Genomic DNA, 14,565 nt, shown 5'->3' with positions numbered 1-14,565 from the left:
AGGTAAACTATTATTCCGCAGGTAAAATCGCTTCGTCTTTCCAGATCTCTGCCAGTCCTTCTCGACGACGGACCAAATGGGCAACATCACCATCCACCATCACTTCGGCAGGGCGACTACGAGAATTATAATTTGAACTCATGGTTGAACCATAAGCACCGGCAGAACGGACGACAATATAATCATCCATCGCGATCGTTAAATCACGGTTCTTACCTAAAAAATCGCCGGTCTCACAAATAGGACCAACCACATCATAGTTTAAACACTCACGCTCTAATGATTTGTTCACTGGTGCAATCGCTTGCCACGCACTGTACAACGCAGGACGAATAAGATCGTTCATGGCAGCATCAACGATAGCAAAGTTTTTATGTTCCGTAAGTTTAATATACTCAACTTTACTGACCAAAATACCGGCATTGGCCATGATCGCCCGACCTGGTTCAAAAATAAGCGCCAGTTTACGTCCCGCTAATTTAGCTTTTAATGCCTGCGCATATTCAGCGGGTTGTGGGGGTGTTTCACCGTTATAAGGTACGCCCAAGCCACCACCAACATCGAGATGTTCAAGTACAATACCCTGCGCTGATAATTTATCAATTAATAGCAAAAGCTTATCTACAGCGTCTAAGAAGGGTGATAACTCGGTTAATTGTGAACCGATATGGCAATCAACGCCTTTTAATTTAATCCCCGGCATTTTACTTGCAACTTGATACACGCCTTCGGCTAAATCAATATCGATACCAAATTTATTTTCTTTCAGACCGGTCGAAATATAAGGATGAGTGCCAGCATCAATATTAGGGTTCACGCGAATCGATATCGGCGCCTGGACACCGCGACTCAGCGCAATGTCATTAATACGTTCCAGTTCCGGCGTCGATTCAACATTAAAACAATGAATATTATGATCGAGCGCTAAATTAATTTCTGCGACGGTTTTACCAACACCAGAAAATACAATTTTACTTGGATCACCACCGGCCGCAATCACCCGTAATAGCTCACCGCCAGAGACAATATCAAAACCCGAGCCCAAACGTGCCAGCACATTTAACACGGCAATATTTGAATTAGCTTTTACGGCATAACAAACCAAATGCGGATGCGCACCAGCGGCATCATTAAATGCATGCCAATGACGTTCAATTGTCGCTCTGCTGTATACATACGTTGGCGTACCAAATTTGTCTGCTACGTCTGCAACTGCACATTGTTCCGCAAATAACTGGCCATCATCCTGATAATTAAAGTAATCCAATGCTCTATTCCTTGTCTTTTAATTCGTAAACTAACTCATTCACAGCACATCATGTGCCAATATTATGTTTATTCTGCGTCGCTACTTAGCGTCTTGCCAGCTGCGTCATCACGCTCTACACTTTCGGTAGCCGGTGTTGCTACCTGGATTTGTTTGGTTTTGTTGGCATCGGGTCCCGTGCCTGGTGCATATAAAGGACCTGAAATACCACAACCACTGAGTAAACCAGCGCTAAACATAAAGGCTAATGTAATAAATATTGTTTTTCTTGCTTGGCTCATAACCGACTCAATGATAAATTAATTCTATCCCTTATAATCGCACTGACAAAATTAAAAGCAATAGGATTAATAAAAAATGACTGATTCAGAATTCCACCAACAGGTTGACGAACTATTAATAAGCTTTGAAGAGATCATTGATGACAGTGATGTTGAACTCGATTATGAAAACAGCAACAGTATTTTGACTTTATACTGTCGTGATGGTTCGCAAATTATCTTAAACAAACAAACACCATTACACCAGATATGGGTAGCAACAAAAGCCAATGGCCACCATTTCGCATTAATCAATGATGTATGGGTTGATAACCGCACTCAACAAGTATTGTCAGCAGTATTAACTGAGGCCGTTAAAAATCAAGGCGGTGAAAACGTTAGTTTCTAATATGAAGTGAATTCTTATGACGTAAATAATACCGGATTTACGTGACTGGTATTGTTTATGTGATAGGTCTTGCTTGTGTGAAAGTAAATTTTAGGCAAAAGAAAAGGGCTGCACTAGTAACTAGTGCAGCCCTTTTACGTTGTCGTAATAGCTCATATCCTTGAACTGATTGTGCTCCCTGCACTTAGACATTTACCTAATCCATTAGGTGATTCACTTTTCCCCAATCCTTTGAGTTGTTCCTTTGGCAATCCTAGCCTAACAAGTCATCCTAACCTGCTTCTCATCTCCATCCTGGAGGTGTCCTTTATTCACTCTAAATCCGTGAGTGCTATCCTTGTAATCCACCACATCCTTGCGGTTTCATATAGAGTGCCAAGTCATCATCCTGATGAGCTTCCTGCGTCTCTGGAAACAAATATAGCAAACCTAAAAACAATAAATAGCGATAAAAAACAAATTACATTAGTGCATGAACACTAATTCCTCAGTGCGAATCGCTACAAATACCGCGAGAATAGGCTTTAAGCATTACAGTAATAGCAATAAATCTATTCACAGCCTAGGATCACACTTAAATATAGCGACTTTGTCTATCAACATAAATAGTCGATCTCTTACACGCCGGTAACAGCCAATAATCTCAACGCCGGTATCGTATGAATGAACAGCAGTTAATCTGTGATCGTGATCACTCAACCTTATTAATCACCATGAATAATTAATCCCAAAGGCGCTAATAGTTGTTCCTGCTGCCAACTGCAAATGGTCACACCCTGTAAATTAACCCGTCTTGGGTCGAGACCGGTGAGATCCACGTGACTTAAATTACAATGTTGAAGATTAAACTGCTGCCAACTCTCTTGCGAAAATTCACCACGGCTCAGATCCGAGCCCTGTAATGAGGCCCCCACTAAATTACAGCCCGTCCAACGGTTTTCATATAATTCACATTTTTCGAGCAGCTGATCAGCCAAATTGGCATAACTCAAATTACACTGGGTAATGTACGCAGAACAAAAGAAGGACTTTTGCGTAATGTAATTAGCAAAACTAGCGCGATTAAAGTCTACGCCTTTCAAATTGCAGCCACGAAATTCAATGCCAAAACACTCAGCCCCAACAAACTGACTCATATTTAAATCGCAGTTTTTAAAACTCGCGCCTTTTAAATCGGCATAATCGAATCGGCAGCCAGAGATGTTACCCGATTCAAAAAATTGGCAATCAATAAACTGCGCATCACTGAGCTGCGCATGATTAAAATTACAACGGTGAAATGCACAGCGAGTAAAGATCATCGATTCTAAATCCTGATCGGTAAAGTCTGCTTCAATAAAGGTGTTATCAGTCGTCTTCATAATCTTGTTCTCTTGCTCGAATTAGCATCAGATTACTATCAACATAGGCATCTTACCTAGCACTATTACATGCGTTATTTTAAATAAAAGCAGGTTAATAAAACTGCCATTTTGAGCGGGGTAATTACGCTGTAGAGAAGATAAAATGAATATAACTGGATGGCAATCGAATGCTCAACAACTATTCATGTAAGCGTTGTTAAACGCTATCAAAAGGCATGGTAATAAATGAGCGATAACGGCAAGGGATCGTACGATAAACCAGCAAATCAAGCGCTTGGTTATCATTGAAAGAGCAGTAGAAATAAAACGCAGATAAAAGAAAAGGACGGCATAAATGCCGTCCTTAAGTAGTCATGTAGCCCAATCCTTGAACTTATTTTGCTCCCTGCAAATTGACTTACCTAATTTCCTTTAGGTTTAACTCCCAATCCATCGGGTTTTTGTTATTACCATCCTGGTACAATAAATCATGCCGATTTATTTCATCTCCATCCTGGAGGTGTCCTTTATACTCATATCCGTTGAGTGTCCATCGCATCTTCATCCTGAAGACTTTTCCTTGCGACCACATCCTGTGGTAAATCCTATTCGATAATCCATATCTAGTCAGTAATCCTTACCAACTATGTTGTGCGTCCTTACGGGTACCTACTATAGAGAAATCCGATATTGCTGCAACACGGAAATTACTTATTTTTCAAAATAAATACAAGATCCAAGTCACATAAATAATTAAGTTGTTTTATATCAACACATTAAATTTCAGGACAGAGTGTATCACATGTGCTAAAACGAATACGACTACAATAGATAAATGGCATAATCTTACAGCTTAAATGGACGATGTCTTACAGTGCAAAAACAAACTATAAAATAACGTTAGCCGTTTTCAATAAAACCAACTAAGCGATAAGAATTATTTATATAAAATGGGGGTTATTTAGTGGATACGTAAGGAATGACTTCTAATTCTTTATTTTCGGAATAAACGATATCGTAAAATTGCGGTAAGTTGAAATTAGCAAAGGCACCTTCGTTACGAGATTCTTCTTGGGAGTTGGTATAAAAACGGTGCACACCTTTGATCAGCTCATCTTTATTGCCACTTAAATGCTGGTAAGTTTCTACGCGGTTAGCCTCATCAACAATATAAACGTTAAAGCCGTTTTTATAATTCTCAAAGAAGAACTGCACTAACCCTTCTGATGAATGTGATTCCACCGCTAATGGCGTACCTTCAGCCGTGGTGGTTTTATCAATTCGTAGCGGCATTTGCTGTAATTTACGCTCTGAAATATGGTTATACAGATCCAAAGAGGTTTCTAGTTTACGAATAGACACACCGCGGCGTTCAAAATAAATACCAAAGCGGTCGTCACTAATCGTGATCATTTTCACAATCTGATCTTTATCACGCTGTAATCGGGTACTAATACAATCACGTACCAAGCGTTCGAAACTATGCCGGATCAAACCACGGAAATGTAAGCTATAGCAAAAGACTTTAATTGAATCGGGTTCCGTTGCATCTTGATGCATCTTGCCCATGATCGTGGTTAATGCATCGACAATACGTTCTTCACCAGAAAAATGCAGCGTACGTACTTCATTCCAAGAATTACGATATATCAGGTCGATACTACCGACTAAGCAAGCTTTACAATCACCAAATGAAAATACATCACTGGTATTGGTATCAAATTCAATAATACGACCGCCCCAATGGTTGGTCGGGTCGTATTCTAAATTCAAAAATATGGATAAGTCGCGAATTTCACAAGGTCGGCTTAATGCTTGATTCGATGCAGGTTTTGCTTGAATAGGAAATTTACTTTTAAGATCTTTGCAGAATGAATTCAATACATCGCTATTCATATCTGAATCTTGGTTGAAAATATCCACTTGAGTTTTATCCGCCATCAAGCCATTGAAGTAACTCCATGCCACCAACTTACTCAGATAACCGTTATGCTCTAAAGGTTTACGACCAACAATCTGCATTGGCTCTAACGACGAATTATATAAGTACCAACCGGAATTATTAAAACGGCCATCGGGTACTTGCACAAAACTGAGTTGCTGTTCGGATAAGTCTGGCGAGATCTGGGGGTTTATGTAAGTCACTTTCCCCGGCAGAGACTCAAACGCGGCATATAACTTACGCGATAAGATGCCGATATCGGCTGGATTAATCGATTCACTAATATTATTACGACGGGCAAAACCAATCAGATTACGATAACCCTTCATCATGGCATCAAGTAATTCGGGATGTGCTTCTTGTACTTGCTCGATCTTCCAATTGTCACGATTATCCAGATGGGCAATACGATCAGGGTGCCAATTCCATTCACTAATGACTTCAGCAACAGAGGTTCGATGCCATTCTGGGCGCGCGAGCTTTTCTGCCGCGCAATTACCGCTAAACATTTTCAAGTAAAAACAGCGACGTAATAAATCAACGCGGGCATTGTCACCGATTTTCTCGAGATAAGCCGTTACTTTGATTAAGATCTGGTAATAGGTATCGTGTGATAATGCCAATTGCGGTGAAGAAGCTAATTGTTGTGAAGACGCCAATTGAAAATTTTCTTTCATGATTTGCGATAACAAGCGGTTATTTGGGTATTCCGCCGAGTAAGCTTCCATTAATAAGGTTTTCAATACCGCCTTATAAGGAGAATCGATGCCTTTATAGAGCTGCCACAACGCTGAACCAAAATATTCTTCAGCGGGGATACACGGGAAACCACCTAAATCGACCCACTCTTCGCGATCAATGACACCATCTACCACCAATTGATCAACATAATCATCATAATTATTATCAAATTCAACCGGCAATATATGCCAAAGGCTTGGTTTACCTGCGATCCGCAGTGCACTACGATAAAATTCGTCGAGTAACAAGAAATGCTGAGCACTGCCACAACTTTCCTTCGTCATCACTGCATTATTCACTTTTCTAAATTTATCTTCAGCAATCAAGAAAAAGTTAACTTCAACATTAAAGGTCTCAGCCCACGCGGTTATCAATGTGCATTTTTGCTCTAATAACTGCGCATCCTCATCACTCATGGCAGGATCGTGACATACCCAAATATCTAAATCACTACGCCAATTTTGACCGATGGAACCGGTACTCCCCATCGCATATAAGCTATATATTGGTGAGCACGTGATACATTTGTCATCATCTAGTGCTACATTTAATGAGGTTAAATAATCTTGTTGTTGTTCATCTGGGGTAAATAAACAGATGCCAGTTGGCACTGCACCATCAAGATAAACAGGTAAGTTTGGGTGATTACAATGCAGTAAAAGAGGTAAAATAGCTGTCACTTTACGCCCATTATCATCCATTAAGGATAAGGCGCGATCAAGTCTAAGCTGATTGAACAACTTAGCTTTATGTTTCAGTTCAGCAATTTTATTCTGCAAAATAAAACCTTAAATGAGAGAACCCATGCTTAAATTCTGTTGATTTTTTACAATAAAATTTAGCCTATAAGGCAGGCATAGAAGTGTGATGATGCTAACAGTTTTCTAGATAATGGTAAACTTATAGCGCCAAAATAGTCACATTATTAATGTTGGATTAGGGTAACTTGGTATTCATATTATTGTGGCCGTTCGTTAATTTGTTTCCTACTATTAGAAACTCTGTTGTAAACAAACCAATTACGCGCACTTTGTAGGCAAAAAGCAGTAAAAAAGATCGCAAGCAATCAATTTAAATAAAATAATTGATTTAGGGGTTGCATAAACATTTGGATCTGGATAATATCTGCCTCCTCGATTAGGGGCGCTGCTTCAAAACAACGTTTCCAACATTAATCGAAAGTATGGGGTCCTTAGCTCAGTTGGGAGAGCATCGCCCTTACAAGGCGAGGGTCACTGGTTCAAGCCCAGTAGGACCCACCATATATTAAGTCTGGTTATATCTTTATAAGATAAGTAACGGGATTTACTATAAAGAAAGAATTCGGGGGCTGTTAGCTCAGTTGGTAGAGCAGTTGACTTTTAATCAATTGGTCGAAGGTTCAAATCCTTCACAGCCCACCACTTTCTTTATAACTTACGTAAGTAAGACACAGCATTGTCGCGGGATGGAGCAGTCTGGTAGCTCGTCGGGCTCATAACCCGAAGGTCGTAGGTTCAAATCCTGCTCCCGCAACCAGTTTAAACGATAGTCACAACTATCGCTAAAAAATAATGTGGGTCCTTAGCTCAGTTGGGAGAGCATCGCCCTTACAAGGCGAGGGTCACTGGTTCAAGCCCAGTAGGACCCACCACTTAAATTGTGGTGTTTATGTCATAAGACATGAAGCTATAAAAAGAAAGAATACGGGGGCTGTTAGCTCAGTTGGTAGAGCAGTTGACTTTTAATCAATTGGTCGAAGGTTCAAATCCTTCACAGCCCACCACTTTCTTACTGTTATTTCTTATTATTAGATAAGCAGTGAAAACAAAATTGTCGCGGGATGGAGCAGTCTGGTAGCTCGTCGGGCTCATAACCCGAAGGTCGTAGGTTCAAATCCTGCTCCCGCAACCAGTTTAAACGATAGCCACAACTATCGCTAAAAAATATTGTGGGTCCTTAGCTCAGTTGGGAGAGCATCGCCCTTACAAGGCGAGGGTCACTGGTTCAAGCCCAGTAGGACCCACCACTTAAATTGTGGTGTTTATGTCATAAAACATAAAGCTATAAAAGAAAGAATTCGGGGGCTGTTAGCTCAGTTGGTAGAGCAGTTGACTTTTAATCAATTGGTCGAAGGTTCAAATCCTTCACAGCCCACCACTTTCTTACCAGAATAAATAAAGAAACCTCGTTTATCGAGGTTTTTTTATACCTAAAATTTACCACCAATATCCCCACCTCAACACTTGACCTTCCCCTTAAGGTAAAGATTATCATCCCGTTATATTCATCATTCACTTTTAATGTATTTTACTTTATGCGCATAGTGCTATTAATTTTATTAGTATTAATAAACACATTCTCATTACCGCTTCAGGCAATGAGCATGCGAACTATGTCCGCTACTATTTCTTGTGATATGCAAAACATGCCATGCGACTCTCAAGATAGTATGAGTAAAATGCAGCATGATAATCCGCAAGTTCAGCATGCCACAAACCAATATGATAACGAAGATTGCAGCAATATGGATAATTGTAATGACTGTAATACCACCTGCGTATCATCATTTATTAATTACAATAATAAGCTGCTCTTAAACAGCTATAAACAAAGTAACTCGCTACGTTACGAATTAACCCCGCCTCTAAAACAACACCAAGATAGCCTCTATCGCCCTCCTCTCATTAATTGATTTTTAATCGTTTTTAAACACCAATTAATTAAGGGAATACCATGCCATCCAAATTTTATTTGGGGTTATTAGCATTACTGACATTAAATGTTAATGCCCAACAATTAACGCTATCTGTTGCAGAAAATATTGCGCTACAACGCGATCCCTCCGCAACATTATATCGAGCTCAACAAGCGAGCTTTAAAGCACAAGCCATCAGCCAATCGCAACTTGCCGATCCAATGATAAAACTCGGTTTAGCGAATGTACCGATCGACAGTTTTTCGTTGTCAGACGATCCCATGACTCAATTTAGTCTTGGCCTATCACAACAGTTCGCACGGGGTGATACGCTCGAGCTCAATGCCAAAGGATTTACCCTACAAACGCAACAAAGTATGCATTTAGCAGAAAATCGTCAATTGGAATTAAAACTGCAGATCAGAGAACTTTGGTTCGATATTCGTTTTACCCGTATGGCACAGCAGATACTGGTTAAAAATCAGGATCTGTTCCGTCAGAACGTAACGAATCTCTATCGCCAATTCGAACTTGGTTACAAACAAAATCAAGATCTAATAAAGGCAGAACTTGAACTAGCGAAATTTGATGACAAAATTTCCGCCTTTGCCCAGCAAGAGCAAGCCTTACGCGGACAACTGGTCTCTTGGGTTGGCCCGCAAGCGTTTACCGACTTAGATCCGCAATTACCACAATGGTCACAAAGTCGTGAGTATGCGCAGCTAGCACAGGTGCGACATTACGCATTACTCGCCAGTCACCCACAAGTATTAGCCGCGCAACAAGCCATTGATGTCGCTCAAAATACCATTGCCTCCGCCAATGAATCGTATAAACCCGCATTCAAAGTGGATATTGGCTATGGTCACCGCGAAACCATGGACATGAATACCGGCTCTAGTCGCAGTGATTTAATCAGTGGTTTTGTCACGATGAATGTTCCGCTTTTTACCAGTAACCGCCAGGATCAAGTGGTGATCGCAGCCACCCAAGGTAAAGGCATGAAGCAAGCTGAAAAAGACTTATTACTGATAAAATTCAATGGCATATTAAATGGTGCTATCGCTAATTTCAATAATACCGAAGCCCGGATGCAACGTTATCAAGACACGTTACTGGTACAAGCCAAATTAAATAGTGCGGCAGTAATGCAAGGCTACCAAGCTAATACCAATGATTTTGAACAAGTTATCAAAGCATTAATGGATGAACAGGCTTTCGAGCTCGAATACCATCAACTGCATTTCCAAAGTTTAAAAACTTTAGCCCGCATTCGCTACTTTCAAGCATTATAGAGGTCGACATGAAAACATTATTAGCCAGTTCAATCACATTGGCACTCGGTATTGCAGTAGGTGCCTGGTTTACCAATCCACAAACAAATAATACCGAAACTACCGCTGCACCAAGTATCCTCTATTGGGTCGCACCAATGGATGCCAACTACCGTCGTGATCAACCCGGTAAATCACCGATGGGCATGGATCTCGTCCCTGTTTATGCCGACACCAAAGCAGCAGAACCAGAGTTACTCTATTGGGTCGCGCCCATGGATGCTAACTATCGTCGCGATAAACCGGGTCAATCGCCAATGGGCATGGACTTGATCCCGGTTTATGCCGATGCGACAACCGCAAGCGATGCCGGTTTAGTCACTATCTCAGCGCGAGTAGAAAATAACTTAGGGGTACGCACTCAAACAGCCGTATTACGCCCTTTCATTGCCGAGATCAATACCGTCGGTATGTTAGAGTTTAATCAAGATACCCTGTGGCAAATTAACAGCCGCGTATCAGGCTGGGTAGATAAGCTTTATATTAATAGCGAAGGTGAATATGTAAATAAAGGCCAAAAACTACTTTCTCTGTATTCACCCGAGCTCATCAAAGCACAGGAAGAGCTGCTTAATACCTTACGCATCGGCAATAAAACCCTGATCGCGTCAGCCAAACATCGATTATCGGCATTGGGCATCAGCCAAAACCAAATCAACCAAGTTAACCGCAGTAAAAAAGTACTGCAGAACATCACTATCTATGCGCCAGAATCCGGTTACATCACTAAATTAAGCATACGTGAAGGCGCCTATATTTCCCCGTCAGCACAAATCGTCGAAGCCGGTCAATTAACCGAAATATGGCTGCAAGCCGAGGTATTTGAATCACAGGCCGGATTAGTGAAAATGGGTGATAAAGCCGAAATGCAATTAGACAGTTTTCCAGGTAAAACTTGGCTTGGTGAAGTCGATTATATCTATCCGGTATTAAATGCGGTGACCCGAACCTTAAAAGTACGGGTGAAAATTACGAACACTGATAAGCAATTAAAACCGAATATGTTCGCGCGATTAAAATTAATCAGCCAAATACAAACCGATTCAGTACAAGTACCACGTGAAGCGATTATTCGCGCCGGTAACTTTGATCGTATCGTACTTGCCAAAGGCAATGGCCAATATCAGTCAGTCAAGATCACCTTAGGCAGAGAGTCCGCAGGTTATGTGGAAGTATTAGCGGGTTTAAACGATGGCGATAACGTTGTCACCAGCGCGCAATTTTTGATTGACTCAGAATCGAGTCTCACCGCCGATTTTGCTCGTATTGGGGCAAGAGATAATAGGATGATGGAAGGCATGGACCACAGTGATATGACTGAACCAATGGACCATAGCCAAATGCAGCAAACCCAAAAACCAGCGACCACCACTGAAGATGAAGACCTATCTTGGTTAGACTTTGATGATGAGGGAGAGCTGTAATGATCAAGAAAATAATTGAATGGTCGATTAACAATCGCATCATGGTGTTACTCGCCACTTTAGTGATCCTGATCTACGGCAGTTACGTGATCAAAAATACCCCGATTGATGCGATCCCCGATCTGTCCGATGTCCAGGTTATTATTAAAACCAGTTACCCCGGACAAGCACCTCAGGTAGTCGAAGACCAAGTCACCTATCCACTGACAACGGCGATGTTATCTGTACCCGGAGCCAAAACGGTACGTGGCTATTCGTTCTTCGGTGATTCCTATGTTTACGTCATCTTTGCTGATGGCACCGACATGTACTGGGCGCGTTCACGGGTGTTAGAATACTTATCGCAAGTAACACCAAATTTACCCAGCACTGCCAAACCGGCGTTAGGCCCTGATGCGACGGGTGTGGGTTGGGTATATTCTTATGCCCTGACCGATACCAGCGGTAATCACGATTTAAGCCAACTGCGCAGTATTCAAGATTGGTTTTTAAAGTATGAACTGCAAACAGTGCCCGGTGTATCTGAAGTCGCCACGGTTGGTGGTATGGTTAAGCAATACCAGATCATTGTCGACCCAGATAAACTGCGCAGTTATCAGCTCCCATTATCATTGATCACCAAAGCGATTAAAGATGGGAATCAGGAAGCAGGCGCCAGCGTCATCGAAATGGGCGAAGCCGAGTACATGGTACGAGCCAATGGCTACATTAGCTCAATTGATGACTTGAAAAACATCCCCTTAAAGCTCAGCAGCACGGGTACGCCATTACTGCTTGGTGATGTCGCCGATATTGTACTTGGTCCACAAATGCGCCGTGGCGTTTCCGAACTTAACGGTGAAGGTGAAGTGGTGGGTGGCATTATCGTCATGCGCTATAACGAGAATGCACGTGAAGTGATCGCCGCAGTAAAAGCCAAACTGCAAACCTTACAAGCCTCGCTACCGGAAGGTGTTGAGATTGTTCCCACCTATGATCGCTCGACATTAATCGATAATGCAGTCGAGAATCTCTACCTGAAATTACTGGAAGAATTTCTTGTCGTTATCGTCGTTTGTGCCTTGTTTTTATTCCATATTCGTAGTTCGTTAGTGGTGTTAGTCAGCTTACCCATTGGCATTATGGTGGCCTTTATCATCATGTCATGGCAAGGCATTAATGCCAATATCATGTCACTCGGGGGGATTGCGATCGCGATTGGCGCCATGGTTGATGGCGCGATTGTGATGGTCGAAAATGTCCACAAACACATAGAAAAGACCCCGCTAACCAATACCAATCGTTGGCAGGTGATCGCGAAAGCGGCGTCTGAAGTGGGTCCGGCACTATTTTTCTCGTTGCTGATCATTACCTTCAGTTTTGTGCCCGTATTCGTACTGGAAGGACAAGAAGGCAAAATGTTTGCGCCTTTGGCCTTCACCAAAACATATTCAATGGCCGCCGCGGCGGGACTGGCTGTCACCTTAGTACCCGTCTTAATGGGTTATTTCATCCGCGGTAAAGTATTACCTGAGCATAAAAATCCGATTAACCGTGGATTAGTTGCGCTATACCGTCCGGTGCTGGCATTAAGCTTAAAATCCCCGGTATTGTTACTTTGCCTCGTGGCCGGATTATTAGTCGTCGGCTTTTACCCGGTGAATAAAATCGGCAGTGAATTTATCCCGCCATTGGATGAAGGCGATCTCATGTATATGCCAACTACCTACCCAGGTATCAGCATAGGTAAAGCCAGAGAATTATTACAACAAACCAACAAATTAATCAAAACAGTACCAGAAGTAGAACGGGTTTGGGGTAAAGCAGGACGAGCCGAAACCGCCACCGATGCAGCGCCATTAACCATGATAGAAACCTTTATTACGCTAAAACCCAAAGCCCAGTGGCGAGAAGGCATGACCTCTGAAGGTTTACGTCAAGAACTGGATCAATTAGTGCAATTCCCAGGGGTAACCAACGCCTGGGTGATGCCAATCAAAACCCGTACCGATATGCTCGCAACAGGTATTAAAACCCCGATTGGCATCAAGATCGCCGGTGAAAAGTTAGTTGAAATCGAAAAAATAGGTAAACAGATAGAGAAGATCTTGCTTAACGTACCTGGTACCGCATCCGCTTATGCCGAACGCGTCGCCGGTGGTCGTTATGTTAAGGTTGATATTCAACGTGAAAAAGCCGCGCGTTACGGCCTTAGCATTGTCGATGTTCAAGCGGTGATCTCCACCGCCGTCGGTGGTATGAACGTGACACAAACGATTGAAGGTTTAGAGCGTTACCCAGTGAATATCCGTTATCCGCAAGCTTATCGCGACAGCATCGAACAGATGAGGTTATTACCACTGGTCACACCGCAAGGCGCGCGGATCGCTTTAGGTGATGTCGCGAATATCTACATCGAAGACGGCGCACCGATGATCAAAACCGAAAATGCCCGCCCGAACGGTTGGATTTACGTGGATATTGATGGCCGCGACCTTGGCTCTTATGTGATCGATGCTCAGCAAGCAGTCGCCGAGCAGCTCGTCTTACCGGCGGGTTATTCAATTACCTGGTCGGGGCAATACGAATATATGCAACGAGCTAAAGCCACGCTATCGGTAGTGATCCCTGCCACATTAGCGATTATTGTACTATTACTGTATTTAGCTTTCCGCCGCGTTGGCGAAGTGTTACTTATTTTAGCCACCTTGCCCCTGGCTATGATTGGCGGTATCTGGTTGTTATATTTACTCAACTATAATTTCTCCATTGCCGTTGGGGTTGGCTTTATCGCTTTAGCCGGTGTTGCGGTAGAAATTGGTGTGATCATGTTAGTTTATTTAAACCAATCATTAGAAAGTACGCTGGCAACGGGTCAGTTAACCAAAGCTAAATTACAGCAAGCGGTGATGGATGGAGCTGGACTTCGGGTGCGTCCCGTGATGATGACTGTCGCGACGGTGATCATAGGTTTAATACCCATTATGTATGGTGACGGTACCGGTTCACAAGTAATGCAACGTATTGCAGCACCTATGATTGGTGGCATGGGCTCAGCCGTTATTCTGACACTATTAGTATTACCAGCGTCATTCTACTTGTGGAAATCAGTCAGTTTAAAATCTCAAATGATTGATTAACAGAGTCGAGTAACAATAAATAAATTAAGTTTTTATATAAAAGGAAGCA

The 14,565-nt window shown here is 42.2% G+C and carries 8 protein-coding genes and 8 tRNA genes; 12 read left to right on the top strand and 4 right to left on the bottom strand.

The genetic code is table 11. From position 1 onward, the window contains the following. Nucleotides 1–10 precede the first annotated feature (10 nt). Nucleotides 11–1,267 (bottom strand): diaminopimelate decarboxylase, encoded by a 1,257-nt coding sequence (gene lysA, locus PE36_RS04975; RefSeq protein WP_006030862.1) that lies wholly within the window; start codon nucleotides 1,265–1,267, stop codon nucleotides 11–13. A gap of 68 nt (nucleotides 1,268–1,335) precedes the next feature. Next, nucleotides 1,336–1,548, bottom strand: a complete 213-nt coding sequence (locus PE36_RS04970; RefSeq protein WP_006030861.1) for a lipoprotein — start codon at nucleotides 1,546–1,548, stop codon at nucleotides 1,336–1,338. 76 nt (nucleotides 1,549–1,624) lie between these two features. Between PE36_RS04970 and cyaY the strand changes: the two genes are divergently transcribed. Further along, nucleotides 1,625–1,936, top strand: coding sequence for an iron donor protein CyaY (cyaY, locus tag PE36_RS04965; protein ID WP_006030860.1), 312 nt, complete (start codon nucleotides 1,625–1,627; stop codon nucleotides 1,934–1,936). Nucleotides 1,937–2,640: 704 nt separating this feature from the next. On the opposite strand, the gene PE36_RS04960 is transcribed toward cyaY, so the two are convergent. Further along, nucleotides 2,641–3,297, bottom strand: coding sequence for a Qnr family pentapeptide repeat protein (locus PE36_RS04960; RefSeq protein ID WP_006030859.1), 657 nt, complete (start codon nucleotides 3,295–3,297; stop codon nucleotides 2,641–2,643). A gap of 939 nt (nucleotides 3,298–4,236) precedes the next feature. Then, complete coding sequence (locus tag PE36_RS04955) at nucleotides 4,237–6,741, bottom strand: class I adenylate cyclase (protein WP_006030857.1); 2,505 nt, start codon at nucleotides 6,739–6,741, stop codon at nucleotides 4,237–4,239. A 407-nt stretch (nucleotides 6,742–7,148) separates the two neighbouring features. Between PE36_RS04955 and PE36_RS04950 the strand changes: the two genes are divergently transcribed. The 11 genes from PE36_RS04950 to PE36_RS04895 all read left to right on the top strand — a co-directional run bounded on the left by PE36_RS04950 (nucleotide 7,149) and on the right by PE36_RS04895 (nucleotide 14,516). After that, nucleotides 7,149–7,224 (top strand) — tRNA-Val (locus PE36_RS04950). Nucleotides 7,225–7,289: 65 nt separating this feature from the next. Further along, nucleotides 7,290–7,365: transfer RNA gene (locus tag PE36_RS04945), tRNA-Lys, on the top strand. A 38-nt stretch (nucleotides 7,366–7,403) separates the two neighbouring features. Then, nucleotides 7,404–7,480 (top strand) — tRNA-Met (locus tag PE36_RS04940). 39 nt (nucleotides 7,481–7,519) lie between these two features. Beyond that, nucleotides 7,520–7,595: transfer RNA gene (locus PE36_RS04935), tRNA-Val, on the top strand. 56 nt (nucleotides 7,596–7,651) lie between these two features. Then, a tRNA-Lys gene (locus PE36_RS04930) sits at nucleotides 7,652–7,727 on the top strand. A 51-nt stretch (nucleotides 7,728–7,778) separates the two neighbouring features. Further along, a tRNA-Met gene (locus tag PE36_RS04925) sits at nucleotides 7,779–7,855 on the top strand. Nucleotides 7,856–7,894: 39 nt separating this feature from the next. Further along, nucleotides 7,895–7,970 (top strand) — tRNA-Val (locus tag PE36_RS04920). Between the two features lie 55 nt (nucleotides 7,971–8,025). Then, a tRNA-Lys gene (locus PE36_RS04915) sits at nucleotides 8,026–8,101 on the top strand. A 576-nt stretch (nucleotides 8,102–8,677) separates the two neighbouring features. Beyond that, a complete protein-coding gene (locus PE36_RS04905; protein ID WP_006030855.1) occupies nucleotides 8,678–9,934 on the top strand; it encodes a TolC family protein in 1,257 nt (418 codons plus the stop codon). 8 nt (nucleotides 9,935–9,942) lie between these two features. Then, nucleotides 9,943–11,397 (top strand): efflux RND transporter periplasmic adaptor subunit, encoded by a 1,455-nt coding sequence (locus PE36_RS04900; RefSeq protein ID WP_006030854.1) that lies wholly within the window; start codon nucleotides 9,943–9,945, stop codon nucleotides 11,395–11,397. Then, nucleotides 11,397–14,516 carry an efflux RND transporter permease subunit gene (locus PE36_RS04895; RefSeq protein WP_006030853.1) on the top strand — a complete coding sequence of 1,040 codons (3,120 nt, stop codon included), beginning with the start codon at nucleotides 11,397–11,399 and terminating at the stop codon, nucleotides 14,514–14,516. The genes PE36_RS04900 and PE36_RS04895 overlap by 1 nt, the downstream gene beginning before the upstream one ends. Nucleotides 14,517–14,565 lie beyond the last annotated feature (49 nt).

The organism is Moritella sp. PE36, assembly GCF_000170855.1.
In the GTDB taxonomy this organism is placed as follows: Bacteria; Pseudomonadota; Gammaproteobacteria; order Enterobacterales; family Moritellaceae; genus Moritella.
Note: the sequence above shows the minus strand (reverse complement) of the source record. Positions and strands in the feature narration are given on the sequence as shown.